A 24,651-nucleotide genomic window follows, 5' to 3' on the forward strand; every position below is an offset into this window, starting at 1 on the left:
TGTATATACAATTAGACTGAATTTCTATAAAAGGAGAGGTGAGGAGGATGGCGCAAAATAAGTATCGCGTTACATTCATTTCGCCGAGTGAGGTTGAGCAGCGAACTGTAATGGCGGCGAATAGTTTGCCAGATTTAATTCGTAAAGTAGAGAGTATTATCGCAGATCCAAACGGTTATTTTGTGAATGATAAAAAAAATAATTGTTATTTTAAAGTGATTAAAGAAAATGTTACGTTTATTCAATATGAGTTACTATTTTCGGATAAGGAAATTCATATTGAAAAATTAAAACATATAGCACCGGTAGTATTAAAACGATTATTCGAAAGAATAAATGACCCGGAATTATATGCACTCGCGCTACTTGATGTTGATATAGCAACGAAAGAATATGTGCTAGCAGAAATGAATTCTGAACTGAGAATAAGAGTAGAGACAGAGCTTTCGAAAAAATGGGAAGCAATGCCGACGGAAATTGTAGGTGCACAAGAAGTTTTATTAGAGGCACTTGCTTCGTTTATACAAGATTAATTGTTTTTTTATAAAATGAATCGTTCGACTATCTATATTTTTTATATAGGTAGTTGACTTTTTCTCTTTTATAAAGCTTAATAATTAGATATACGGAATTAATGGAAGGGGAGCGACACCTTTATGTCACAAGCACAAAGTATTTTATTAGAAAGCGGAACAAATGAATTAGAGATTGTTACGTATACTGTTGGTGAAAACCTATTTAGTATTAATGTTATGAAAGTACGTGAAATCATTAATCCATTCCCTGTTACAACTGTGCCAGAATCTCATCATGCAGTTGAAGGTGTTGTTCAAGTACGTGGTGAAATTTTACCTGTTATTAACTTGGCAATGGCTCTTAATTTAAAGTCAACAAAGCCACTTGATCAAACGAAATTTATCATCTCAGAATTAAACCAAATGAAAGTTATTTTCCGCGTGGATGAAGTACATCGTATTCAACGTATTTCGTGGGAACAAATTGATGAACCAGCTTCATTATCTATGGGACTAGAAGAAACGACATCTGGTATTGTAAAACTAGATGGCAAAATCATCTTACTATTAGATTATGAAAAAATTGTATGTGAAATTAGCGGCACTGGTTATGACAATAAATCAATTGCAGGGTTAGAACAAAAAACAGATCGAGCTGAAAAAGTAATTTATATTGCAGAAGATTCAGCAATGCTTCGCCAAATATTAGAAGAAACATTATCATCAGCTGGATATACGAAAATGAACTTCTTCAGCAATGGTGCAGAAGCGTTAGCGCAAATTGAAAAATTAGCGAAAGAGCAAGGTGAAAAAATGTTTGAGCATATTCACTTGCTAATTACGGATATTGAAATGCCAAAAATGGATGGACATCATTTAACGAAAGTGGTTAAGGATAGTGAAGTAATGAATCGTTTACCAGTCATTATTTTCTCTTCATTAATTACAAATGAATTATTCCATAAAGGTGAAGCTGTAGGAGCAAATGCTCAAGTAAGTAAGCCAGATATTCAAGAGCTAATTGGTTTAGTTGATAAGTTAGTACTTTAAAAGTTTCTATTTAGCTGGAATAGAAGCTCTAGCCAAATGTTGAGTGGGTCAGTGCTTAATAGAGCCCTATGCGATGTTGAGACCAGACATATGGAGTGGTTATAGGTAAGTAGAAGAGCTGGTGTATAACATTTTTCTATTTAGTAGGAATAGAGGAACTACTTATGTAAGGAAGTTTTCAGTGCTTAATAGAGTCTCATGCGATGTGAGTTCAGAGGTATGAAGTAGTTTTAGGTAAGAAGAAGTGACACTTCGATTGAGGATTTGAAGACTGGGTTTATAACTCTATTCTGTTAGAGAGAGGAAGGGATTAGCCATATGTAGCATTGGCTAGTTCCTTTTTAGTATTATATACTTTAAATTGGTAGAAAAATGAAAGGTTCCTTGGGTGTTTGTCGCTGTATGTGTGAATAATCTTTATTTAGAGATTTTTGATTTAAAAATATAAGCAAACGTATTTTCGATTGTTATTTTAGTAATATTTCGTGGTAACGCAAATTTTTTCGGTGGAAAAACATTCAAAATACCATATAATATAATTAAATGTAATTAATATGCAATTTTGCATATTAATAAAAAAACATTTTCCAAATTTTTATACTTTCTATACATTTTTGTATGTTTATTATTTGACAGATAATTTTGAACTGTTATAATATGGATATGTAAAAATTGCTATTTTCTTAAAAGACATGGGAGTCAGATGAGAATTGTGAAAGGATGAGGGGGAGTGGCACAGATTATGTATCACCACACAGCAATTAATGTATTAGGTCTTTTGCAAAACATGTCAAATAATAAAATGAACGATATGCAACTAGAGGTGGAATTTAAAAAAATAGAAAAAGAATTCCAAGTAAAGTATGAAGAGTTAGTTGATTTACATAATAGAATGGTATTATTTCAAATAGATATAGAAAAAAATGGCGGGATGCGAGCATATGAAAAATCAGCAATTACATGGCTAAAATCTGAACTAGAGCTACTGTATGAAGTGTATCAATTTTGTCAACGTCACGGTTTAAACATTTTAAATATTTCAAAATACGTAAGTAAAAATGAACTAAATCTTTTTCCAAAAACAGAAAGTCAATTGCAAAATACGTATTATAAATTGAAAAAACGTGAAATACCGTTTGAAAATATTGAAAAACAAAAACCAGGACGAAAGCGAAAATATATACCAGTAAAAGAGACAATCGTTGCAAGAAAACAAGAAAACGAGTACGAATTAAAAGAAGAAATCCAGCATAAAGAGGATGAAAAAAATCTTGTAACAGTTATATCTGGTATCGTTGATAACTTTGAAACAATTAATCAATGTAGTGAAAGGAAAGAAGAAGAACTACATCAGTTTATGGAAGGTATTTATAAGCTTTCTAGCATGGCAGCAGGGCGTTCTAGAGAAGCAAAGAATACACGTAGTCTAGAAGGTGAAATGCAGTCGTTACAACTAGAAAATGAAAGGCTAAAAGGAGAGAAAGAAGAGCTTGTACAAGATATTAAAGGTATGACACAGCTTTTAATTCATTTCATTACAAGTTCTGATATTGATCAAATTCGTAAATTACCAACTTTCGTACAAGATTGTAAAATGGAATTACATAAACTCGGGCTATATAATGCACAAGACGGAAAAATAAAACTAATGGTTGATCGTAGCGGACAAGTTATGACCGTAACACAGTAATAAAATTTGGGTACAAAATAAAAGGGAGATACATAGTTTATATGTATTTCCCTTTTGTTTTGTATGGAATCGTTCCAAAGATGGAAGATTGATTTTTATGATCGTAGTAGTTTAGAGACCATTTGCGGAATTTGGTTTGCTTGTGAAACCATACTAAGTGCAGCTTCAGTCAATAATTTGAACTTTAAAAAATCACTCATCTCCTGCGCCATGTCTGCATCTTCAATTCGAGATGCAGCATCTGTTAACGCCATACTTTGGCTATTTAAATTTTCAATATTAAATTGTAAACGATTTATCATAGCACCAAGGTCGGCACGATGAAGTGACACACTTTGCAAAGCATCTTCAATTTTAAGAATCGCTGCTCTTGCTTCTTGTTCTGTTGAAATCTTGATGTCATGTTGTGTAGGGGAAGGGGGAATATGTTTCGTCATATTTACTGTATGACCGATATCGTCTAATGTAATAAGGCGGTTTTGACCGTCAAATACAGATAAATCATTAAACTCAGTCGTCTCGCCAATATAGCCAATTTGTTCTGTTAAAGACTGAAACTCTTTACTGAGTGAATCACGGTTTTTATTTGAATTTGTACCGTTTGAGGATTGAACGGCTAAATCACGCATACGCTGTAAAATATTCGTCACAGTTTGAAGGGCAGCTTCTGCCGTGCGAAGCATCGATATCGCATCTTCATTATTACGAATCGCCACGCGCATACCACTTGCTCTCGCATGCATTCGAGTCACAATTGCAACATTAGCGGGATTATCAGAAGCATGGTTTAACTTCTTACCAGTCACCAAATGCTCCATCGCCACATTCATATGCTTCTCATTCTCATACAACGACTGCCTAGCATTCATATTTAAAACATTCGTACCAATACGCATAATAGACACTCCTTATAGATTGATATAGTTAGTGTTTTAAAGCTAATAAACGATTATGAAAAGATAAAAAGGCTTATGCTTATTTGCTATTTGTGTTTTAGCATAAGAGGGGATCAAGATAAGCACTAACCGCTTCTATGTACCGCAGATACTCTCTTCCACATAAAAAAGAAAGTTTTATAAATAATCTATCTATATAGAAAAAATAAACCTCTCCGCAAGCAGAGAGGTTTATTCAGGAAACTAACTCAAATGGATTATTGTAATAATTTAGAAACCATTTGTGGAGTTTGGTTAGCTTGAGAAAGCATGCTAATACCAGCTTCGTTCAAGATTTTGAACTTAGTCATTTCAGACATTTCTTTCGCCATGTCAGCGTCTTCGATTTGAGAAGCAGCTGAAGCCATACTAGCAGATTGGCTCTTAAGGTTGTTTACGTTAAAGTCAAGACGGTTTAATGTAGCACCTAGAGTTGCACGGTTGTCAGCAACAGTTTTTAGGGCTGCATCAATTTTATTAACGGCATTATGTGCGTCTACTGTACCAGTAGTACCTGCAGTTAGTCCTGTAACTTTTTTATATGCAGCATCAATAGCTTTAGCTGTATCTTCTTCTTTGCCAGCTTCAGCTGCAGTATAATCTTCAAAAGCTCTTTCTACTGCTTTCGCTTGAGCAGGGTCTGCAATAAAACCTTTAACTTTGTCAAAAGCATCTTTAGCTACTTGAACATCTAAATCTCTAGTAGTTGCATCAGCATCTGGTGCTGCAAGTCTACCCATCGCTTTTGTTAGTACATCTAAATCTTTTTGAGCTACTGTTTCTTGACCGATTTGTACTTTGTCTAATCCTAGAGCTGCAAGACTACTTCCAGCAATTTTGATTTCGATTTGTGTTGAAGCTTGGTCTGAATCAAGTGTTTGGATTGCAATAGATTTTGTAGTCCCAGAAGCTGCATCCAATAAGTTTTTATCATTGAATTGTGTGTTGTCAGTAATATATTTAATCTGATCTTTTAATTGACCAAATTCTTTTTCCATTGCAGCTTTGTTTTCATCAGTGTTTGTACCATTCGCAGATTGGTTCGCAAGATCACGCATACGAAGTAAGATATTAGATACAGATTGTAAAGCTGAGTCAGCTGTACGAATTAAAGACATACCGTCTTGTGTGTTGTTAGCAGCTACTCCTAAACCGTTTTCACGTGCACGCATACGAGTTGCGATTGCAAGACCTGCTGCATCGTCAGAAGCGTTGTTGATACGTTTACCGCTTGATAAACGGTCCATAGCGTTGCTCATTTTAGCTTGGTTTTGGCGCATGTACTCTTGAGTACGCATGCTGTTAATGTTTGTATTAATTCTCATGTTAAGAAACCCCCATTTTTTTATATTGACTTTTCTGCAAATTGAAAAACGGTAATATGCGAAAAAATCAATTTCGAGATTTATTGTAATCCTTGCCACAACGGGTGTCAACTAAAAATTCGAATTAATAAATATAAAAAAATAACAGTTTAACAATATATTCATTTTTTTATTACATAATTATTAAAAGGATTATTGCAAACTTTAAAAAAAAACTCTAATATTAGATTATCTTTGTTTACCGAAAAGGTGATATTATGATAGTTGGAAATATAGTAAAAGAAGTGCTTGCATATAAGAAAGGGCAAATTCAGCAAAAGCTAAGTAGTCCACAAGCATTTGTTAGTAGTCGTTTTCAAGAGAAGTTGCAGAGTGAACCTGCGAAGGAGACGAAGGCTACTACGCAGCCGGCAAAAGTAGAGGATATGAGTAAGCCGGTACAATCTACGAAAATAGAAGCGGTTGTTAATAAACCGGCAGAAACTATTAATAAAGTAGAGGAAGCGAGTAAGCTTGAAGAAAAGGCTGAAACGAAGAAAGCAGATGAAGTGCAAGTTGCGCAAAAAGAGTTTGAACGACGTTTCCCAGAAACGAAAAATGAGGCCGCTGATACGTGGGAATTAACGAAGAAGTATAATATTCAAAAAATACGTTCTTCCAATGAAGGGAAGTATGAGGATATTATTGATCGAGTAAGTCGTACATATGGAATTCCAAAAACGTTAATTCAAAAAATGATTGAAGTAGAGTCTAATTTTAATCCGAAAACGGTGTCACATGCCGGTGCGATGGGTCTTATGCAGCTTATGCCAGCGAATGTGAAGGAGATGGGCGTGAAGAATCCCTTTTCACCAGCTGAAAGTATTGAAGGTGGCGTGAAAGAGTTAAGCGGTTATTTAAAGAAAAATAACGGCGACTTAGTACTGGCGCTTGCTTCTTATAATGCTGGTCCTGGTAATGTGAGAAAGTACGGAGGCGTACCGCCATTTAAAGAAACGCAAGGATATATTAAAAAAATATTAAATATCGACGTTTCAAAATAAGAAGTTTCATATATAGAGAGAACATGAAATTTTCGTGAACATGATATGGGAGTTGGCTAGATTTGAAATTACAAGATGATATTCCGTTAACAATTTATTTTGAAATCGGAAATACGAAAAAGAAAATTGAAGATCTGCTTCATATTACGAAAGGTACATTGTATCGTCTTGAAAATTCAACGAAAAATACGGTGCGTCTTATGCTTGAGAATGAAGAGATTGGAACCGGAAAGATTTTGACGAAGAATGGAAAGATGTACGTTGAAATCGTTGAATTGAAAAGGTAGGGAAGGGGATTGTCATGAGTGGCGAAAAATTAAGCCAAGAGCAAATTGATGCCCTGCTGAAGGCGGTAAATGAAGGCGAGGAAATGCCAGCTTTCGCACAAGAAGCAGGAAAGCAAGAGAAATTTCAAGAGTATGATTTTAATAGACCAGAGAAGTTCGGTGTTGAGCATTTACGTAGTTTGCAAGCGATTGCTTCTACGTTTGGAAAGCAGACGTCACAGACGTTATCAGCGCGTATGCGTATTCCAATTGAACTAGAACCTTCAACAGTTGAGCAAGTTCCATTTACGAGTGAATATGTGGAGAAAATGCCGAAAGATTATTATTTATATTGCGTAATTGATCTCGGTTTACCAGAGCTTGGAGAAATTGTTATTGAGATTGATTTAGCATTCGTTATTTATATTCATGAATGTTGGCTTGGCGGAGATAGTAAGCGTAACTTTACGATGCGCAGACCGTTAACAGCGTTTGAGTTTTTAACGCTTGATAATATATTCTTGCTTCTTTGTAAAAATTTAGAGCAATCATTTGAAAGTGTTGTTGCGATTGAACCGAAATTTGTAACGACGGAAACAGATCCGAATGCATTAAAGATTACGACAGCGAGCGATATCATTTCATTACTTAACGTAAATATGAAAACAGATTTTTGGAATACGACGGTGCGTATCGGAATTCCATTCTTATCTGTTGAAGAAATTATGGATAAGTTAACGTCTGAAAATATTGTCGAACATTCTTCAGACAAGCGTAAAAAGTATACGTCTGAAGTGGAAATGAAAGTAAATCAAGTGTACAAACCTGTTCACGTTGCAATTGGTGAGCAGAAAATGACAATGAGTGAGATTGAACAAATTGAAGAAGGCGATATTATTCCGCTTCATACGAAAGTTTCGGATGAATTACTTGGTTATGTAGATGGAAAGCATAAATTTAATTGTTTTATTGGAAAAGATGGAACGCGTAAGGCGCTCCTATTTAAAAGTTTTGTAGAGTAGGAGGATCCATATGAAGCATGAAGTATCTCCCGTGTCATTAATGGGATTAGAAGATTTTGCAGGAAAGCGAAATGAAGCAGGCAAAGCACATATCGATACTGTTTCAGATATTTCGATTGAACTTGGTGTAAAGCTTGGAAAGTCATCTATTACGCTTGGTGATGTAAAGCAGTTAAAAGTTGGCGATGTTCTTGAAGTAGAGAAAAACTTAGGACATAAAGTAGATGTGTATTTAAGTAATATGAAAGTCGGCATCGGTGAAGCAATCGTAATGGACGAGAAATTCGGTATTATCATTTCTGAAATTGAAGCTGATAAAAAACAAGCGGCGCTTATGAAAGCGCAAAGTCAAATGCAAGATAAAGAGTAGAGGAGGAGTCATATGTCGTATATGACGACCTTATTTCAAGTCGTTTTACTGTTTGGTGCGCTCGGCTACGGTGCATATTATATGACGAAAAAGACGCGCAAACAGCAGTTTTTTAAGCAGGGTGAAAATGGCCATATACAAGTAAAAGACGGCGTTTATTTAAATCATCAAACGAGTGCCTTTTTATTTGAAGTGGACGGAAAGCAAGTGTTCACTGTTATTAGTAATAACGGTGTGCAGTCTGTGCAATTAACCGGAACAGGAAATCAGTTTCAACAAGCACTAGAAGACGCGGTGAAGAGTGAAACGAAAAAAGTAGAGGATCCATCATGAGAATAAAGAAACAGTTATCATTATTAGCCGTTATTTTCTTATTTTCTATCGTTTTTTCAATTATTTTTGTAAATCCAGCGTATGCAGCCCCGAACGGTTTTATTAATTTCGAAAATGGGAAAGAGTTTACGAGTAATTCAAGTGTACAACTATTTGCGCTCGTTACCCTTTTATCATTATCTTCTTCTATCGTTCTATTATTTACACATTTTACTTATTTTATGATCGTTCTAGGGATTACACGTCAAGGACTTGGGGTAATGAATTTACCACCAAACCAAGTGCTTGTTGGACTTGCATTATTTTTATCACTCTTTACGATGCAGCCTGTACTCGGGCAACTGAAGAGCGATGTGTGGGATCCGATGACGAAAGAGAAAATAACAGTAAGCCAAGCTGCGGAAACGACAGCTCCTATTATGAAAGAATATATGTCAAAGCATACGTATAAGCATGATTTGAAAATGATGCTGAAAGTACGCGGAGAAGAGTTGCCGAAAGATTTGAAAGATCTTTCACTATTTACGCTCGTACCATCCTTTACGTTAACGCAAATTCAAAAAGGTTTACTAACAGGGATGTTCATTTATTTAGCGTTTGTATTTATAGATTTGATTATTAGTACACTTTTAATGTACCTCGGGATGATGATGGTACCGCCGATGATTTTAAGTTTACCGTTTAAAATACTCGTTTTCGTATATTTAGGTGGATATACAAAAATCGTCGACATTATGTTTAAAACGGTCGCCTGAAGCGTTTGATGCTATGTGATAGGAGTCATATAAATGAATACGTCACCAATTATAGATATTTTTCAAACCTTTTTTTATAAAGGGGTTATGATTTTAATGCCGGTTGCCGGCGTAAGTATGATTGTCGTTATTATCATCGCTGTCATTATGGCGATGATGCAAATTCAAGAGCAAACGCTGACGTTTTTACCGAAAATGGCGAGTATTGTCCTCGTTATTATCATTTTAGGTCCGTGGATGTTCCAAGAGTTAACGACACTTATTTTAGATTTATTTGATAAAATCCCATCGCTATTGCGTTCGTACTAAGATAGGTGAACTGAAATGAATATGGAATTATGGGCGGCAACGTTTTTTGCGTTTTGCCGCATTACTTCATTTTTATATTTTTTACCGTTTTTCTCAGGACGATCCATTCCAGCAATGGCGAAGGTTATAGTTGGACTTGCTCTTTCAATTACAGTGGCTGATCAAGTGGATGTCTCTCACATCAAGACAGTTTGGGACGTTGCAGCTTATGCAGGAACGCAAATTGTAATTGGATTATCACTTTCAAAAATTGTAGAAATGCTGTGGAACATTCCGAAAATGGCCGGGCATATTTTAGACTTTGATATCGGTTTATCACAAGCAAGTTTGTTTGATGTAAATGCGGGCTCACAGTCTACTTTACTATCAACCATTTTTGATATATTTTTTCTCATTATTTTTATTTCACTTGGCGGCATTAATTATTTCGTTGCCACGATTTTAAAGTCGTTTCAATATACAGAGGCGATTTCAAAATTGTTGACGACTAGTTTCTTAGATAGTCTACTCGCAACGCTATTATTTGCGATCACATCAGCGGTTGAAATTGCTCTTCCGCTTATGGGAAGTTTATTCATCATTAACTTTGTTCTAATTTTAATTGCAAAAAACGCTCCGCAATTAAACGTTTTTATGAATGCATACGTAATTAAAATTACGTGCGGTATTTTGTTTATTGCGATGAGTGTACCGATGCTCGGCTATGTGTTTAAAAATATGACGGATGTATTACTTGAAGAGTATACGAAACTATTTAACTTTTTCTTAACGAAGTAGGGGGACGCGCATGGCAAAGGATAATAAAACAGAAAAGGCCACCCCGCAGAAGCGTAAAAAATCGCGTGAAGAAGGGAATATTGCCCGGAGTAAAGATTTAAATAATTTATTTTCCATTCTCGTATTAGCAGTTGTCGTTTATTTCTTCGGAGATTGGCTAGGGTATGAGATTGCAAATTCCGTAGCGGTGCTGTTTGATCAAATTGGAAAAAATACAGATTCAACCGAGTATTTTTATTTAATGGGGATTTTATTACTGAAAGTATCGGCTCCGATATTAATACTCGTATACGCTTTTCATTTATTCAATTATATGATTCAAGTCGGCTTCCTATTTTCTTCTAAAGTCATTAAACCGAAAGCGTCACGTATTAATCCGAAAAACTATTTTACGAGACTGTTTAGTCGTAAAAGTTTAGTAGATATTTTGAAATCACTATTTTATATGGGATTAATCGGTTACGTCGCTTACGTTCTCTTTAAAAAGAATTTAGAGAAAATTGTCAGTATGATTGGATTTAACTGGACTGCATCACTTACTGAAATTATTAGGGAAATTAAATTTATTTTCTTAGCAATTTTAATTATTTTAATCGTTCTTTCTATTATTGATTTCATTTATCAAAAATGGGAGTACGAGCAAGATATTAAGATGAAAAAAGAAGAAGTGAAACAAGAGCATAAAGATAATGAAGGGGACCCGCAAGTAAAAGGGAAACGAAAAAACTTTATGCATGCAATCTTGCAAGGAACAATTGCGAAGAAGATGGATGGCGCAACATTTATTGTAAACAACCCGACTCATATTTCGGTCGTACTTCGTTACAATAAACACGTTGATGCAGCACCAATTGTCGTTGCAAAAGGGGAAGATGAGCTCGCATTATATATACGAACGCTTGCCCGTGAACAAGAAATACCAATGGTGGAAAACCGTCCGCTTGCTCGTTCTTTATATTATCAAGTCGAGGAAGATGAGACGATTCCAGAAGATTTATACGTAGCTGTAATTGAAGTTATGCGCTATTTAATTCAGACGAATGAACTTGAAGTATAATAGCGCGTTTGGAGGAGATCTCTTTGTTTAAGATAGATTCTGCAAGAACCTATTTTTCTATCTTTTTAGCAGCGTCATTCGTAGTGGCGCTCCTAATTCCACTTCCACCATTTATACTTGATATTATTATCGTTTTTCTACTAAGTATGTCAGTGCTTATTTATATGCGAGCGACAAGTATTAACGAGTGGGATGAATTAAAGTCATTTCCAACGATGCTGTTATTAATCGGGATTTTCCGCGTATCGATTAACGTTTCGACGACGCGAGCGATTTTGACAGATGGAAATGCAGGTCATGTTATTGAAGAGTTCGGCCAGTTCGTAATTGGCGGAAACTTATTAATTGGTATCGTTATTTTTACAGTATTAATCATATTCCAGTTTATCGTTGCAAATGGTGCGTCTCGTACAGCTGAAGTAGCAGCTCGTTTTACACTTGATTCTTTACCAGGGAAACAAATGTCTATCGATGCTGATTTAAACCAGCGTATTATTTCAGAAAAAGATGCACAAGCAAAACGAAAAAAATTAAATATGGAAACAGAGTTTTACGGGGCGATGGATGGTGCCGGAAAGTTCATTAAAGGGGACGTTATTTTCGGGATTGTCATTTTATTCGTAAACATTATTTTCGGTTTAATTGTCGGAATGATGCAGCAAGGGATGAGCTTTGCAGATGCGGCTCTTCATTATACACAGTTAACTGTCGGTGACGGAATCGTAAACCAAATTGGATCGCTTATGCTTGCGATTTCAACTGGTATTATCGTAACTCGTGTATTTGACGGTTCACCGGATACAGTAACAGAAGGTATCTTTAAAGAGTTATTAGCGCATGAAGTCGTTGTATATGCGCTCGGTGGTTTATTTATCGCAATGGGTATTTTTACTCCGCTACCATTTCTACCATTCGCACTCGTTGGCGGAACAATTATCTTCTTAGGAATTCGTAATAAAAATCGAATAAAGAAAGAAAAAGAAGACGAGCTTCAAAAAGAAATAGAAATGATTCAAGGCGAAGATGAGCAACTGCAACAAGTGGAAGATTCATTTGGAGTATTTACGGATAAATATCCAATTATAGTAGAACTCGGTTTAGATTTAGCAGCACTTGTAAAGCAGAAAATTAACGGGGAAACAGCGCGTGATAAAGTTGTTCTTATGAGGAAGTCAATTATTACTGACCTTGGTATTAACGTTCCTGGAATTAACTTTAAAGATAATACGAGTTTTAGACCACGCGGACGTTACATTATTCGAATTAAAGGTGCGAAGGCGGCTGAAGGTGTTTTAAAATCAGGTTATTTATTAGCACTGAAAACACCAAACGTAATGGCTGATTTAGATGCAGAGCCAGCGAAAGATCCAATTTTCGGTGAAGATGGATATTGGATTTTAGAGCATATGGTGCAAGATGCACAAATGAAAGGCTATCAAGTGTTAGAGCCACTTAGCATATTAATTACACATTTAGATGTTGTAGTTAGACGTAATCTTCATGAATTAATTCAGCGCCAACATGTAAAAGACTTAATTAACTCGCTTGAAAATGATAATGGCGTTCTATTAGAAGAGATTAAGAAGAAAGAAATTGATTTATCACTCGTTCAAAATGTTATTAAACAACTTCTAAAAGAAGGTATTTCTATTCGTGATTTACCAACAATTATTGAAGGTATTATTGACGGCAAAGAAATTTATCAAAACCACGTTGATGGTGTGACATCATTTGTTCGTGAATGTATTTCAAAAGTTATTTGTGAAAATGCGAAAAATCCGGACGGAAAAATATATGCAGCGCTCTTCTCTGATTCAATCGAGTTAGATGCGGATGTTGTGAATAATTCATATCAAGGTTACTTATTAAATTGGGATTTAGATTTAGAAACACGTGTCGTTGAGCAAGTGCAGCGCGTCTTTAAGCAAGCACGTTTAATGGGAAGAGAACCAGTGTTATTAACACGTAGAAAAGATTTTAGATTTGCGATTGTAAGACTACTAGAACGTTATCAAGTGGAAGCACAAGTACTTTGTATTAGCGAATTAGCACCAGAAATTGTTGTGGATCAAATTGCCTATATTGAATAGTAGGGGGTGAAGTAATGGAAAGTACAGAAAAAAAAGAAGCGTTAATGCGAATAAAAGCAGCTTCGAAAAATGAATTGTATCGAAAGTTATTTGACCAATATGGTACAGATTATTATTACGTTGTCGATGAAAGTGTAAAACGAAATATACCGTTTTTTTGGAAAAAGGATTATGAAATGTTAGTTGCTTTTCCAGAAGAAAAACAGGAAGAAGTGAATGAAGGTACAGCTCAATTTCATGAACAGTTAATGGATGTTGTGAATGATCCTTCAGAACAAATTGTGAAGGCGAATGGAATTCAATCAGTACTGCACAATTTAGAAAACGTAACGACTTCTATGTCATACGCGGCGATGCAAACAGGAAATAGTGAAGAATGGGCAAGAAAAAAAGAGAAACTATTAAAGCTGTTTGAAAAAGGAATCGTCGTTGTAAAACCGATGAAAGAAACGGAAGTAACGAAAGTAACGAAAAAGAAAAAAGTTGTGAAACAAGTCGTTCCAGTAAAGAAAGAAGAAGTAGCTCCAAAGAAAGAAAATCAAGAATCTGTACCGTTTATTATTCAAAAAGTAATTCGGATGCTAGAACAAAACGATGTGGAACAATATTTCATTCATGCATATGCTGAAAAGTTAAAAATAAAGTTTGAAAATGCAACGATGATTACGGAAGAAGAAGTTATCAGGTACATATTGGAAGATATGAAATCTCATTTTAATACGGAAAACGTCTTTGAAAAAGAAGTACAAACAATTGCATTAATAGGTCCAACTGGCGTTGGTAAAACGACGACACTTGCGAAAATGGCATGGCAATTTCACGGTAAGAACAAAACAGTTGGTTTTATAACGACCGATCATTCGCGCATAGGGACAGTGCAGCAATTGCAAGATAACGTAAAGACAATTGGATCTGAAGTAATTGCTGTGCGTGATGAAGCTGCAATGACAAGAGCGCTTACGTATTTTAAAGAAGAAGCGCGTGTCGATTATATTTTAATTGATACAGCCGGAAAAAATTATCGTACGTCAGAAACAGTGGAAGAAATGATTGAAACGATGGGACAGGTAGAACCAGATTATATTTGTTTAACGTTATCAGCTTCGATGAAAAGTAAAGATATGATTGAAATTATTACAAACTTTAAAGATATTCATATAGATGGTATTGTGTTTACGAAATTTGATGAAACAGCAAGTAGTGGCGAATTGTTGAAAATTCCAGCAGTATCATCAGCTCCTATTGTATTAATGACAGACGGACAAGACATAAAGAAAAATATACATATCGCTACAGCTGAACATTTAGCAAAACAAATGTTACAAACATCGTAGAAAAGAGGTGAAGAATAAGGCGCTTGCCTTATTCAAACGAATATGAACGGTCTTTATATAGGTTCTATGGGCATGATGAATTACATGCAGCGTATTAATGTTCATTCGAATAACGTTGCAAATGCTCAAACGACAGGATTTAAAGCAGAAAATATGACGTCTAAAGTATTTGATGTACAAGACACATATCGCCGCGGAGATGGGGCGGTAACAAATATCGGTTCGGTCGATTATGCTGTAGTACCAGCTGCAACGCATGTGAATTTAGTACAAGGAAATATACAAATGACAAATAGCGCTACAGATTTCTTTTTAGATGACGGCGCGGCCGGCACAACATCATTTTTTGTTACTTCTAAAAATGATGAAACGTTTTTAACGAGAGATGGTAGTTTCACATTAAATAGTGATCGATATTTACAAACATCTTCAGGTGCTTTCGTAATGGGAGAGAATAATGAGCGTATTCGTATTCCGGAAGGAGCAAAGGTTGCTGTCCAAGCAGACGGTACATTATATGATGAAGTAACACAAAATAATATTGCTCGTTTGCAAACAAAAACAGTAGATGCAGAAACGAATGCACGTCTCGTGCAACGTGAAAACAAAAGCTTTACACTAGCAGAAGGAAACATTGCTAATTTACCGAACGGAACAGGAATAGTAAAAAATCATATGCTAGAAAATTCAAATGTAGATATGACGAAAGAGATGGCAGATCTTATGACAGATCAAAAGATGATTCAAGCATCACAGCGTGTTATGACGTCATTTGATAAAATTTATGAAAAAGAAGCGAATGAAATATTGAGATAGTGGACTCCTAATAAAGGAGTCTTTTATTAATTTTAAATTTCAGAATTATCAATTGACTTTATGAAGCGTCTTTTTTATATTAGTAGGTATAACTATAACTACTAAAGAGGTGAGAGTATGGCAACGGCATTATATTTAGAAGATGCATACAAAACGAGTTGCGAAACAGAAGTGATAAGAGTAGAAGGGAATAAAGTATTTGTAAAAGAAACAATTTTTTATCCAACTGGTGGAGGACAGGAATGTGATACGGGTGTCATTGTACAAGATGGGTCTGTATTTGAAGTTGAAAAAGTAAAGAAGGAGCAAGGAGAAATAGTTCACTATATAAAAGATGAAGCACAAGTAAAGTTAGGTCCAGTTAAATTAGAGATAAATTGGGAAAGGCGTCATAATTTAATGCGTCATCACTCTTTACTGCATCTTATCGGAGCTGTTGTTTATGAAAAGTATGGAGCTCTATGCACTGGAAATCAAATTTATCCTGATAAAGCACGTATCGATTTTAATGAGTTACAAGAGTTATCGAGCGTGGAAGTAGAAGAAATTGTTGAGGAAGTGAATAAACTTATTAAGCAAAATAAAGAAATTTCCACTCGTTATATGAGCCGCGAAGAAGCAGAAAATGCTGTAGGAATGATTAAAACAGCAATAAATCTCCTGCCAACTACTATCCAAGAAATCCGCATTGTTACAATTGAAAATTTAGACGAACAAGCTTGTGGAGGCACACATGTGAAAAATACGAGTGAAATAGGAACACTTGTTATTGATAAAGTAAAAAGTAAAGGGAAGCAAAATCGTCGTTTTGAAGTAAGGGCGATTTAGATTGTGAGGGGTTACCGATGGATGAAATTATAAAGGAATTACAAAAGTTAGGATTTTCTCAGTATGAATGTAAAGCGTATATTGGACTACTAAAACATTCCCCAGTAACGGGCTATGAAGTGAGTAAACAAACAGGAGTACCTCGTTCTATGATTTACGAGGTACTCGGTAAGTTAATGGATAAAGGAGCAGTGCATATTGTACCTTCTGAACCAGTTAAATATGTACCAGTACCAGCTACCGAATTAATGAATCGAATGCGAAAAGACTTTGAAAAGTCCTTTGAATTTTTAGATGAGAAATTAAATTGTTTAGAACAAGAGCGACAAATAGATGTAATTTCGCATATTCGTTCAAATGATCGTGTTTGGAAAGAAATATGCAATATAATTAGTAGAGCTAAGGAAGAGTTATGGGTTTCTGTATGGGAAGAACAAGTGCATGAAATTGAACCATACATTCATCAAAAGGAAGAGGAAGGCGTACATATATTTTCAATCTTATTTGGAGCTCCAGAAACAAAAATAGGAGCGACGTTTCATCATAATTATATGACGCCCCACGTTGTTGAAAAGAGAATGGGTGGTCATTTAACTGTTATTGCTCGTGATGGAGAGGAAGTATTAATTGCGAACTTCTCAAATGATAGCACTTCATGGGCCGTTACAACGTATGACCCAGCGCTAGTTCTCGTTGCTACAGAGTATGTGCGGCACGATATTATGGTTGAAGAAATCACAAAGGAATTTGGAGCTGATAAGTTAGATACGTTATGGCGTGAAAATATAGATTTAGTTCATGTCGTAACAGGAAAACGAACTTTAGAAGGAATGGAGGATGATAGAGATGAGTAAAGCTCAGGCACATGTAGCTTTGCAGAGTGACGATACATTTCAGCAAGGAGTAAAAGATTGTTTACCAACTGTATTTGGTTACTTGAGCATCGGTATAGCAGCTGGTGTAATTGCAAAAACAGCTGGTTTCTCCATCATTGAAATTGCGTTTATGTCCACTTTAATTTATGCAGGTTCTGCCCAATTTATATTAGCTGGTATGTATGCAGCGGGTGCTCCTGCTTCCGCAATTATTTTTACTGTATTTTTTGTTAACTTGCGCCACCTTCTTATGAGTGCTGCACTTGCACCGTACTTTACGAAAATTCCTCTATTTAAAAACTTAATCATCGGTTCGCAAATTACAGATGAAACTTTCGGCGTTGCAGTGCAGCATGCTGCGCAAAAAGGATATTTAGGTGAAAGATGGATGATAGGGCTTAATGTAACAGCGTATTTAAATTGGATTCTTGCTACTATCATTGGCGGGCTATTTGGTGAGTGGATACCAGATCCACATACATACGGCATGGATTATGCATTACCAGCGATGTTTATCGGATTATTTGTTCTTCAGCTCATAAGTAGTAAACCGAAACTAGCAATTCATTTAAGTGTTGCAATTGTAGCGATTATTATCGCATACGTTTCACACCTATTTATGCCAAATAGTATAGCGGTTATTATCGCAACCTTACTAGCTGCGACGATTGGAGTGTTGATTGAAAAATGGAAATGAGATTAGATGTATTATTACTTTTATTAGCAGCAGGAGCTGTTACACTCGTGCCACGTATTTTACCTCTACTTGTATTTAGCAAACTACAAATTCCTGACTGGGGTTTAAAATGGTTAAATTACATACCAATTGCGATATTAGCAGCGCTTTTAGCACAAGTTTTATTTATGCATGAAACGATGCAGTGGGATTATCTTATTGCAGCAATTCCAACATTTCTTGTAGCGATATATACTCGTAGTTTATTAGGTACAGTATTAACGGGAGTGATTGTGATTATTTTGTTACGTTTCCTTTTCTAAAAAGGATTACGCTCATATCATAGCGAAAAGTGTAATAACATGAAAAATATAGGGGTGGTGTTATGATACTTTTAACGATAGGAGCAATTTTGTTAACGTTATTTATTTTCTTTATTATCGGCTTTATTACGTTTATGATGTTTGTTGATAAGGCGACACCTCAAATATATTATACACCTTGTGAATCAGTGACAGTGAAAACTAAAGGTAAACATAGAAGGAAGAAAAGTTGAAAGTTGGCTTTTCTTCCTTCTTCTATTACATCCCCGAAAGAACTAACAACAATAACCCAAATAAAAAACTAGTCAAGGAAAGAAAACCGATACATATTGAGAATACACGATTATTCCCCATTCGCGCCAGAAAGTTATAAAACCTAAAATACAAAGGAAAAACCAAATGGGTAGGAATAGGAACTCACTAACTTTCGCGGGGAGTAGCGAATAAAAAGTTGTTACATATAAGATCCAATTAGTAAAAAATAAAATGCAAACGATAATAGATTGTAAGTAGAGGCGGTTGAAAAATCTCCTTTATAAGATTGTTTTTATCACGCATTAACAGCCCGATTGGTGAGGGGGAATAATCAGTGGAGTATTAACCCACCCCACTGATTGAAGTTTCACTTTACAAGAAATGAATCTATTAAATTGTATGCTTCTTTTGTAGAGTGCTCGTTATATTTTTCAGTGTACTGATTTAGAAATCCATGTTCACCGTGTAGTTGTTTTATTTCTAATAAAGGATTCTTTTGTTGCTGCAATGTGTGAATTAAAGAGGATACTGAAAAACTAGATTCTTTTTCAGGGAAAATAAGTAAGGTAGCACATGTTGGTTTTATATGAATATAGTCACGTATACGAGAACCGTAACATCCGATAATAAAATCAATTTTCGGATTGTTACTACATAGCCAGGAGATGGTAGCTCCAACACTAAAGCCGATAAGTCCAATATGTGTATAACTACTAGAAAGATGAGAAATGAATTCTTCAATTTGCTTTTTTCCATAATCAAATCCAATATGATTTACAAAATGTTCATATGCTTTTTCTTCATCACTATAATGAAATGCATGTTGTAATTGTAGAAGATTAGGACAGAATACGTCTATATGAGATGAAGTAAAGTGCTGGGTAGCGTGATGCATATGGTCGTTCACACCATATATTTCATGAACAATAACGAGAGCTACTTTTTTCTTCATAGTTATAAATCGCCTCTATGAAACTTAAATTCTTTCTCAACAAGGCAAATACGCAGGTGGAAGTTTTCATACCAGTGCTCACGACCTCTTTTTTTCGCTTCTTTATGTAAGGTGTTCTTTTTCCAATTTTCAATTGCATCAAGTGATTCCCAATAAGAAATTGTTATTCCGAGCCCAGAATTACCTCGTGCACTTTCTACACCTAAAAATCCAGGTTGTTGCTTTGCGAGTTTTTCTATTTCTTCGGCAACGGTATTATAGTCAGTTGTATCATTTGATAAATTAGAAGTGAATATAACTGCATAATAAGGCTTGTTTTTTTCTAAATTAGATGCCATTATTTTTCCCCCTTAATGTATAGTACGAATAATTAATCCATAGTTTGTATTTTAGCAGGTCACAAAAAGAAAAGAAGTAGAAAATTCTTATTTTTTCAGCTCATGTAAAATAAAGGATAGAAGAAATTTATAATAAGTAATCTGAAAGAAGAAAAATGCCACTTCAAAAGAGAAGTGGCATTTCTTATATTTCCTCTAAGCTATTAACTGGAACAGTTAATTCGCGTCCTGGGTTTTTTACTTCATATATGCGGGCGGTTTCATTGCTTTCATCGACGTGTTGAATCATAACAGGCATGCCTTGAAAATTGACATTGGCTTGTTTTGCTGACATAGAAAGCTCTATTGCACGTTGTATATTCATTTATATTCCTCCCATCATTATTATCTTTGCTAAAAAAGAGGAATAATATACCATTTAGAGACATTCTTAAAGTTTTTGTATTATTTGTAATGTTTCTTTAATAAATGCAGAGAAAATAGAATCTGGATAAGATTGTATCATTTCATTTGCTTTTGTTGCTTCTTCAAGAGCTCTTGTTTTATCATTTAGTTTGACGTAACAAAGTGCACGATATGCACCTGCTGTTGTAAGCCACGCTTGATCCAGTGGATGGTTCATATAATCCGGTATAATACCACGTTGCAATGCTTGTAAAGCTTCTTCGTAACGTTTTAATCCGTACAAAGCCTTTCCTTTTTCAAGATAGTACAGTCCATCGTCTTGAAAAATTGGCTCATCTTTTAGTTTTTCTCGAAATTGTTCTAGATGTTTTAATGCGATTGTATATTCATTAGTAATTGTGTTGTAATAGTAAGCTTTTAAAATATCAATAATTGCGATGGATAGAATATCTTCTGTAAAAATGGCAAATTGCTCAGATTTTTTTATGTAATATAAATATTGTTCTTTATCAGCTGTAATGACTTTTTGGTAAGATAAAATCCGGTAAAATTCATCTGTTTTATAATACACTTGATGCTTTTTTGAAAATGCGAGTGCTTCTAATATCGTTTCTTCACATTTTTCATAATCGCCACATGCTAGTAAGATGATGGCTTCATATAAACATAACTCGATATGTATAATGAGATCCATTTCTAAATGTTTTTCCTCATAATCATTTCTAATATAATATATAAGTTGTAAACATTCAGCATACTTTTTACGCGTGAATATCGCAAAAGATAATTTTAATTTTGTTTCTGTACTGTCGCGATATAACTTATATTTTTCAAAAATAGAAACAGCTTTTTCTACGTAAGATTCAATGTTGTAATCTTTCATAATCGTCGCAGCAGTTACAAATTGTTTGTATAAGCGAGCTGTATTTAAAGTAGAAGGTAGCTCTGTTTGAACGATAGGTAGTAAAGTCTTGTATACTTCATCGCATTTATTTGCTTTTATTAATGGCTCCATTTTTTGAATGAGTTCCACAATTTCTCCTTCATCTTCTTCTAATAAAAAGCTCATTTCACATTCAAGTTTTTCCGCAATATATTGTAATGTTTTCATAGAAGGTGTAGCTTTTCCATTTTCAATTTGACTAAGCATACTTTTTGTCAGTTCCAAACCTGCCAGCTCTGTTTGTGTAAGCTTTTTTTCTTTTCTTAATGCTTTAATTTTTTCGCCGAGAGTTGCCATATTATTGCTCCTTTATATTTAACTTTATGTTGTGAAAATCGGAAAGTTGATTATATAATAAGTTTAACACAATTTAACTTTTAAGGGGAGAGAGTCAAAAATGGGAGATATAAGTATAGGACAACATGATTCAAGAATGAAGATTGCAACGAGAAACATCATTTTAATGATGATTGGAAAAATGACGTCTTTATTAGGCGCAGGTATTTATACGTTCGCAATGGGGTTATACGTATTAAAGACTACTGGTTCAGGGATGGGGTTTGCAACTACGCTCGTTTGCGGATCACTTCCAAGGATGATCTGTGGTCCAATTGCTGGTGCTGTAGCAGATCGCGTCAATCGAAAATGGCTTGTCATTGGTACTGATTTATTAAGTAGTTTAACGATGCTTAGTATGTTTATTCTTGCTACTATATTTGGACCATCACTTCTTTTTATTTATATTTCAGCAGCATTATTATCAATTTGTGCAAGTTTTTATTCCGTTGCATTAACTTCGTCTATTCCGAGTTTAGTAGATGAAGGACGTATTCAAAAAGCGAGTGCTTTAAATCAAACGGCGGCTTCTTTATCAAATATTTTAGGGCCGATTATTGGCGGAGTTGTATTTGGTTTCTTTTCAATTCAGTCGTTCTTTTTGTTGAATAGCATTACATTCTTTTTAGCGGTTATTTTGCAATTATTTATTGTATTTGATTTATATAAAAAAGAAGTGGCTGAGAGTAAAGAGCATTTCTTGACGAGTATAAAAGAAGGTTTTTCATATATAAAACGAAAACATGAAATATATGGTTTAATGAAAATAGCATTGTGGGTAAACTTTTTTGCGTGTGGTCTAACCGTTGCACTTCCATACATTATCGTACATACATTGCATTTATCTTCAAAGCAACTTGGTACTGTAGAGGGAATGTTAGCAGTCGGGATGTTAATTGGTGCGATTGCTTTATCGGTGCGTAAAGAAGTGAATAATCCGTTTCGTTCAATTTATACTGGACTGTTTTTGTTTGCAGGTTTAAGTTTATGTACAGTCTTTCCGTTGTTAGTTATTATTCCAAAAGTAGCAAGTTTTATTTACTATATTGCTTTTATGATGTTAACTGGTATAGCAATTATGATTGTAAACATTCCAATGCAAGTACATATGCAAAAAACGACAGATCCGAGCTACCTAGGGCGTGTGTTTGGCCTACTTGAAACAATTGCGACTGCAATCGCACCACTTGGTATGATTGTATATGGACTACTATTAGATATGTTGCCAACTAGCATTGTTATGATGACAATAGGCGGAGGTTTATTGTTAGTTGTATTAGTTGGAGTAAAGCAACATATGGCGAAAAAACAACTAGATGTGTCCGCTTAAAAATAAGAAAATAATAAAAATTTGACTTATCATTATAAAAATGACTAAATTAGTATTTTAGTTTTTGAAACTCTTTTTCATGTATGTTAAAGTAAAGTGAGCTTGCAAAGAAAAGGAGACAACAGCATGAAAAAATTAAGTTTTGTTATGCTTTTTCTATTAGTCGTAATGGCTGGATGTAGCAATTATGATACATATATTGAAACAGGTATGCAATCATTGAAAGATGAAAAGTATAGTGATGCAACAATGTGGTTCGAAAAAGCAGAAAAAGAGAAATCAGGAAATGAAGCGAAATCATATAAAGAAGTTGCTGAGAAAATGGATCACGGAGCAACAGCATTAAAAGACGGTAAGTATTTAGAAGCGAAAGACATTGCAAATGAAGTGTTACAAATGAAAAAAGACGATGCACTTGAAAAAGCTGTAACATCAAATGCAGAGAATATGCTTCAAAAAGCAAAAGATGTGGAAGAGAAAGTAAATGAAAGAGTGGCAAAGCGTAGAAAGGTAGAAGAAGAAGGAATTGATAAAATTATTAAAGCTGTCGATAGTATAGATGAAGTGAAAGAAAAAGAGAAGAAAGTATCAGAAGCATTAGATAAGGCTGAAGAGGCGCAAGCAAAAATTGAGGCAAAGAAAAATAAATAGATTTATAGTTTAAAAGGCTGTCGTGCATAACGACAGCCTTTTAATTTTTTGTTGCAAATGAAGTGATGCTCTGTAGTAAAAAAGAAATGATTTTAGAATTCCATCTGTCCTCATGATGAATCGTATAAATATTACGCTGAAATTCAAATTCAGGGATTGGTATATAGCATAGCTCATTTCGTTGTATTTCTTGTTCGATAGCAAGTTTAGAAATCAAGGCAATTCCATTACCATATTTTAAAATTTGTTTCATCGTTTCTAATGAGTCTAATTCAATTTCTGATTGGAATGTAATGTTATGCGCTAACGTCCATTGTGTAAGTAAATCTCTTGTTGTAGATGGGTTACGATGCAATAGTATGCGTTCCTTTTCTATATTTTGTAACGATACATTGTCTTTCTTTGAAAAATGATGTTCTTTGGAAAAGGCAAGAACAAGTGTATCGGGCATTATATTCGTTTGTTTTAAAAGTGGTTCATCAAATGGAGCAGCGGAAATTATCCCAAGATCGATTTCGTGATTTTGTAGCATCATTCGAATTTCAGGGGCTGTTTTAACTAGTAGCGTTATTTTTATATTGGGAAATTCACATTGAAATTGATGAACGACTGCTGGCAAAAGATAAGTCGCTGGTACATAACTAGCACCGATTGTTATAGCACCTTTATGAAAATCTTTAAACTCTTGCGTGACACGTCTAGCTTCTTTCATAAGTGCATCTATTTTACAAGCATAATGGTGCAAAGCCTCACCAGCCTCTGTTAAGAAATACCTTCCAGAACGTAATTCGAATAAAGACACACCGAGTTCTTCTTCTAAGCTTTTTATATGAAAAGTAATAGTTGGTTGTTTAACGCCAAGTTTTTCTGCAACGATTGTAAGCTTTTTGTATTTCTTAATAAGTACTACAATTTCTAATTTTAAGAGATTCATTATGATGCCGCCTTTTTTATTTTAACTATAGAAAAAATCTATAGAAATAAATAGTTTATTAGAAGTTTTTTAATTTAATCTTTACAGTACATTAACATTCAGTATAAATCTTCCATAT

General features: G+C 34.7%; 29 protein-coding genes and 1 pseudogene. 22 read left to right on the forward strand and 8 right to left on the reverse strand.

The features are described from left to right. The first annotated feature begins 47 nt into the window (after positions 1-47). The 3 genes from MR169_RS13840 (at position 48) to MR169_RS13850 (ending at position 3,255) form a co-directional block, all read left to right on the forward strand. Positions 48-533, forward strand: coding sequence for a LysR family transcriptional regulator (locus tag MR169_RS13840; protein WP_206904395.1), 486 nt, complete (start codon positions 48-50; stop codon positions 531-533). Positions 534-656: 123 nt separating this feature from the next. Then, positions 657-1,565: a chemotaxis protein gene (locus MR169_RS13845; RefSeq protein ID WP_000075943.1), complete on the forward strand. Its 909-nt coding sequence runs from the start codon at positions 657-659 to the stop codon at positions 1,563-1,565. Between the two features lie 742 nt (positions 1,566-2,307). Further along, the gene (locus tag MR169_RS13850) at positions 2,308-3,255 is read left to right on the forward strand and encodes a DNA-binding domain-containing protein (RefSeq protein ID WP_242319577.1); all 948 of its coding nucleotides are present in this window, start codon (positions 2,308-2,310) and stop codon (positions 3,253-3,255) included. 95 nt (positions 3,256-3,350) lie between these two features. Here MR169_RS13850 and MR169_RS13855 read toward each other — a convergent pair whose 3' ends face one another. Then, entirely contained in the window at positions 3,351-4,151 is an 801-nt protein-coding gene (locus tag MR169_RS13855) for a flagellin N-terminal helical domain-containing protein (protein WP_242319552.1), read from the reverse strand. A 257-nt stretch (positions 4,152-4,408) separates the two neighbouring features. After that, on the reverse strand, positions 4,409-5,515 hold the full coding sequence (locus tag MR169_RS13860) for a flagellin N-terminal helical domain-containing protein (RefSeq protein WP_242319553.1): 1,107 nt from the start codon (positions 5,513-5,515) through the stop codon (positions 4,409-4,411). 257 nt (positions 5,516-5,772) lie between these two features. On the opposite strand from MR169_RS13860, the gene MR169_RS13865 reads away from it, so the two are divergent. The 17 genes from MR169_RS13865 (at position 5,773) to MR169_RS13945 (ending at position 18,622) form a co-directional block, all read left to right on the forward strand. Continuing rightward, positions 5,773-6,558, forward strand: a complete 786-nt coding sequence (locus MR169_RS13865; RefSeq protein WP_242319554.1) for a lytic transglycosylase domain-containing protein — start codon at positions 5,773-5,775, stop codon at positions 6,556-6,558. Between the two features lie 62 nt (positions 6,559-6,620). Beyond that, positions 6,621-6,845 (forward strand): flagellar motor switch protein FliN, encoded by a 225-nt coding sequence (locus MR169_RS13870; RefSeq protein ID WP_000775712.1) that lies wholly within the window; start codon positions 6,621-6,623, stop codon positions 6,843-6,845. Positions 6,846-6,859: 14 nt separating this feature from the next. Then, a complete protein-coding gene (fliM, locus tag MR169_RS13875; protein ID WP_000012356.1) occupies positions 6,860-7,846 on the forward strand; it encodes a flagellar motor switch protein FliM in 987 nt (328 codons plus the stop codon). A 10-nt stretch (positions 7,847-7,856) separates the two neighbouring features. Further along, the gene (gene fliN / locus MR169_RS13880; protein ID WP_000680010.1) at positions 7,857-8,216 is read left to right on the forward strand and encodes a flagellar motor switch protein FliN; all 360 of its coding nucleotides are present in this window, start codon (positions 7,857-7,859) and stop codon (positions 8,214-8,216) included. Positions 8,217-8,228: 12 nt separating this feature from the next. Continuing rightward, entirely contained in the window at positions 8,229-8,549 is a 321-nt protein-coding gene (locus MR169_RS13885; RefSeq protein ID WP_000121176.1) for a hypothetical protein, read from the forward strand. After that, positions 8,546-9,304, forward strand: coding sequence for a flagellar type III secretion system pore protein FliP (locus MR169_RS13890; RefSeq protein ID WP_242319555.1), 759 nt, complete (start codon positions 8,546-8,548; stop codon positions 9,302-9,304). The genes MR169_RS13885 and MR169_RS13890 overlap by 4 nt, the downstream gene beginning before the upstream one ends. Before the next feature lie 33 nt (positions 9,305-9,337). Beyond that, entirely contained in the window at positions 9,338-9,613 is a 276-nt protein-coding gene (locus MR169_RS13895) for a flagellar biosynthetic protein FliQ (RefSeq protein WP_001098085.1), read from the forward strand. Positions 9,614-9,628: 15 nt separating this feature from the next. Further along, entirely contained in the window at positions 9,629-10,390 is a 762-nt protein-coding gene (locus MR169_RS13900) for a flagellar biosynthetic protein FliR (RefSeq protein WP_097994946.1), read from the forward strand. A gap of 10 nt (positions 10,391-10,400) precedes the next feature. Beyond that, positions 10,401-11,447: a flagellar type III secretion system protein FlhB gene (gene flhB, locus MR169_RS13905; protein ID WP_001030111.1), complete on the forward strand. Its 1,047-nt coding sequence runs from the start codon at positions 10,401-10,403 to the stop codon at positions 11,445-11,447. Between the two features lie 23 nt (positions 11,448-11,470). Then, positions 11,471-13,537, forward strand: coding sequence for a flagellar biosynthesis protein FlhA (gene flhA / locus MR169_RS13910; protein ID WP_000472534.1), 2,067 nt, complete (start codon positions 11,471-11,473; stop codon positions 13,535-13,537). Positions 13,538-13,551: 14 nt separating this feature from the next. Further along, complete coding sequence (flhF, locus tag MR169_RS13915; protein WP_242319556.1) at positions 13,552-14,871, forward strand: flagellar biosynthesis GTPase FlhF; 1,320 nt, start codon at positions 13,552-13,554, stop codon at positions 14,869-14,871. A 42-nt stretch (positions 14,872-14,913) separates the two neighbouring features. Then, the gene (locus tag MR169_RS13920) at positions 14,914-15,687 is read left to right on the forward strand and encodes a flagellar basal-body rod protein FlgG (RefSeq protein ID WP_001013934.1); all 774 of its coding nucleotides are present in this window, start codon (positions 14,914-14,916) and stop codon (positions 15,685-15,687) included. Between the two features lie 117 nt (positions 15,688-15,804). Then, positions 15,805-16,515, forward strand: a complete 711-nt coding sequence (locus MR169_RS13925; RefSeq protein WP_000179557.1) for an alanyl-tRNA editing protein — start codon at positions 15,805-15,807, stop codon at positions 16,513-16,515. Positions 16,516-16,532: 17 nt separating this feature from the next. Continuing rightward, positions 16,533-17,369, forward strand: a complete 837-nt coding sequence (locus MR169_RS13930; RefSeq protein WP_242319557.1) for a TrmB family transcriptional regulator — start codon at positions 16,533-16,535, stop codon at positions 17,367-17,369. Beyond that, a complete protein-coding gene (locus tag MR169_RS13935; RefSeq protein ID WP_000030481.1) occupies positions 17,362-18,087 on the forward strand; it encodes an AzlC family ABC transporter permease in 726 nt (241 codons plus the stop codon). The genes MR169_RS13930 and MR169_RS13935 overlap by 8 nt, the downstream gene beginning before the upstream one ends. Beyond that, positions 18,078-18,389: an AzlD domain-containing protein gene (locus tag MR169_RS13940; RefSeq protein ID WP_000425943.1), complete on the forward strand. Its 312-nt coding sequence runs from the start codon at positions 18,078-18,080 to the stop codon at positions 18,387-18,389. The genes MR169_RS13935 and MR169_RS13940 overlap by 10 nt, the downstream gene beginning before the upstream one ends. A 62-nt stretch (positions 18,390-18,451) precedes the next feature. Continuing rightward, the gene (locus MR169_RS13945; protein WP_000602236.1) at positions 18,452-18,622 is read left to right on the forward strand and encodes a DUF3951 domain-containing protein; all 171 of its coding nucleotides are present in this window, start codon (positions 18,452-18,454) and stop codon (positions 18,620-18,622) included. Between the two features lie 25 nt (positions 18,623-18,647). On the opposite strand, the pseudogene MR169_RS13950 reads toward MR169_RS13945, so the two are convergent. The 5 genes and pseudogenes from MR169_RS13950 to MR169_RS13970 form a co-directional block, all read right to left on the reverse strand. Then, positions 18,648-18,916, reverse strand: a pseudogene (locus tag MR169_RS13950) (hypothetical protein); the annotation flags it as partial. Positions 18,917-19,011: 95 nt separating this feature from the next. Continuing rightward, positions 19,012-19,596, reverse strand: a complete 585-nt coding sequence (locus MR169_RS13955; protein WP_242319558.1) for a dienelactone hydrolase family protein — start codon at positions 19,594-19,596, stop codon at positions 19,012-19,014. A gap of 2 nt (positions 19,597-19,598) precedes the next feature. Continuing rightward, the gene (locus MR169_RS13960; protein WP_242319559.1) at positions 19,599-19,934 is read right to left on the reverse strand and encodes an antibiotic biosynthesis monooxygenase family protein; all 336 of its coding nucleotides are present in this window, start codon (positions 19,932-19,934) and stop codon (positions 19,599-19,601) included. Between the two features lie 184 nt (positions 19,935-20,118). Continuing rightward, positions 20,119-20,298, reverse strand: a complete 180-nt coding sequence (locus MR169_RS13965) for an H-type small acid-soluble spore protein (RefSeq protein WP_242319560.1) — start codon at positions 20,296-20,298, stop codon at positions 20,119-20,121. A gap of 66 nt (positions 20,299-20,364) precedes the next feature. Continuing rightward, positions 20,365-21,579 (reverse strand): helix-turn-helix domain-containing protein, encoded by a 1,215-nt coding sequence (locus tag MR169_RS13970; RefSeq protein WP_016117527.1) that lies wholly within the window; start codon positions 21,577-21,579, stop codon positions 20,365-20,367. A gap of 100 nt (positions 21,580-21,679) precedes the next feature. Here MR169_RS13970 and MR169_RS13975 point away from each other — a divergent pair, with 100 nt between their 5' ends. Next, the gene (locus MR169_RS13975; RefSeq protein ID WP_000502481.1) at positions 21,680-22,948 is read left to right on the forward strand and encodes an MFS transporter; all 1,269 of its coding nucleotides are present in this window, start codon (positions 21,680-21,682) and stop codon (positions 22,946-22,948) included. Between the two features lie 126 nt (positions 22,949-23,074). Next, a complete protein-coding gene (locus MR169_RS13980; RefSeq protein WP_044796742.1) occupies positions 23,075-23,599 on the forward strand; it encodes a DUF4398 domain-containing protein in 525 nt (174 codons plus the stop codon). A 40-nt stretch (positions 23,600-23,639) separates the two neighbouring features. Here the strand turns inward: MR169_RS13980 and MR169_RS13985 are convergent, their stop codons facing one another. Continuing rightward, positions 23,640-24,533 (reverse strand): LysR family transcriptional regulator, encoded by an 894-nt coding sequence (locus MR169_RS13985; RefSeq protein ID WP_001050594.1) that lies wholly within the window; start codon positions 24,531-24,533, stop codon positions 23,640-23,642. Positions 24,534-24,651: the final 118 nt, after the last annotated feature.

This window comes from Bacillus cereus group sp. BfR-BA-01349 (assembly GCF_022663795.1).
GTDB lineage: Bacteria > Bacillota > Bacilli > Bacillales > Bacillaceae_G > Bacillus_A > Bacillus_A cereus.

Bases quoted from the DNA above. Each gene is read 5' to 3' on its own strand.
- MR169_RS13840 (WP_206904395.1), top strand. From the start codon at position 48: ATGGCGCAAAATAAGTATCGCGTTACATTCATTTCGCCGAGTGAGGTT.
- MR169_RS13845 (WP_000075943.1), top strand. From the start codon at position 657: ATGTCACAAGCACAAAGTATTTTATTAGAAAGCGGAACAAATGAATTA.
- MR169_RS13850 (WP_242319577.1), top strand. From the start codon at position 2,308: ATGTATCACCACACAGCAATTAATGTATTAGGTCTTTTGCAAAACATG.
- MR169_RS13855 (WP_242319552.1), bottom strand. From the start codon at position 4,151: ATGCGTATTGGTACGAATGTTTTAAATATGAATGCTAGGCAGTCGTTG.
- MR169_RS13860 (WP_242319553.1), bottom strand. From the start codon at position 5,515: ATGAGAATTAATACAAACATTAACAGCATGCGTACTCAAGAGTACATG.
- MR169_RS13865 (WP_242319554.1), top strand. From the start codon at position 5,773: ATGATAGTTGGAAATATAGTAAAAGAAGTGCTTGCATATAAGAAAGGG.
- fliM (WP_000012356.1), top strand. From the start codon at position 6,860: ATGAGTGGCGAAAAATTAAGCCAAGAGCAAATTGATGCCCTGCTGAAG.
- fliN (WP_000680010.1), top strand. From the start codon at position 7,857: ATGAAGCATGAAGTATCTCCCGTGTCATTAATGGGATTAGAAGATTTT.
- MR169_RS13885 (WP_000121176.1), top strand. From the start codon at position 8,229: ATGTCGTATATGACGACCTTATTTCAAGTCGTTTTACTGTTTGGTGCG.
- MR169_RS13890 (WP_242319555.1), top strand. From the start codon at position 8,546: ATGAGAATAAAGAAACAGTTATCATTATTAGCCGTTATTTTCTTATTT.
- MR169_RS13895 (WP_001098085.1), top strand. From the start codon at position 9,338: ATGAATACGTCACCAATTATAGATATTTTTCAAACCTTTTTTTATAAA.
- MR169_RS13900 (WP_097994946.1), top strand. From the start codon at position 9,629: ATGAATATGGAATTATGGGCGGCAACGTTTTTTGCGTTTTGCCGCATT.
- flhB (WP_001030111.1), top strand. From the start codon at position 10,401: ATGGCAAAGGATAATAAAACAGAAAAGGCCACCCCGCAGAAGCGTAAA.
- flhF (WP_242319556.1), top strand. From the start codon at position 13,552: ATGGAAAGTACAGAAAAAAAAGAAGCGTTAATGCGAATAAAAGCAGCT.
- MR169_RS13920 (WP_001013934.1), top strand. From the start codon at position 14,914: ATGAACGGTCTTTATATAGGTTCTATGGGCATGATGAATTACATGCAG.
- MR169_RS13925 (WP_000179557.1), top strand. From the start codon at position 15,805: ATGGCAACGGCATTATATTTAGAAGATGCATACAAAACGAGTTGCGAA.
- MR169_RS13930 (WP_242319557.1), top strand. From the start codon at position 16,533: ATGGATGAAATTATAAAGGAATTACAAAAGTTAGGATTTTCTCAGTAT.
- MR169_RS13935 (WP_000030481.1), top strand. From the start codon at position 17,362: ATGAGTAAAGCTCAGGCACATGTAGCTTTGCAGAGTGACGATACATTT.
- MR169_RS13940 (WP_000425943.1), top strand. From the start codon at position 18,078: ATGGAAATGAGATTAGATGTATTATTACTTTTATTAGCAGCAGGAGCT.
- MR169_RS13945 (WP_000602236.1), top strand. From the start codon at position 18,452: ATGATACTTTTAACGATAGGAGCAATTTTGTTAACGTTATTTATTTTC.
- MR169_RS13955 (WP_242319558.1), bottom strand. From the start codon at position 19,596: ATGAAGAAAAAAGTAGCTCTCGTTATTGTTCATGAAATATATGGTGTG.
- MR169_RS13960 (WP_242319559.1), bottom strand. From the start codon at position 19,934: ATGGCATCTAATTTAGAAAAAAACAAGCCTTATTATGCAGTTATATTC.
- MR169_RS13965 (WP_242319560.1), bottom strand. From the start codon at position 20,298: ATGAATATACAACGTGCAATAGAGCTTTCTATGTCAGCAAAACAAGCC.
- MR169_RS13970 (WP_016117527.1), bottom strand. From the start codon at position 21,579: ATGGCAACTCTCGGCGAAAAAATTAAAGCATTAAGAAAAGAAAAAAAG.
- MR169_RS13975 (WP_000502481.1), top strand. From the start codon at position 21,680: ATGGGAGATATAAGTATAGGACAACATGATTCAAGAATGAAGATTGCA.
- MR169_RS13980 (WP_044796742.1), top strand. From the start codon at position 23,075: ATGAAAAAATTAAGTTTTGTTATGCTTTTTCTATTAGTCGTAATGGCT.
- MR169_RS13985 (WP_001050594.1), bottom strand. From the start codon at position 24,533: ATGAATCTCTTAAAATTAGAAATTGTAGTACTTATTAAGAAATACAAA.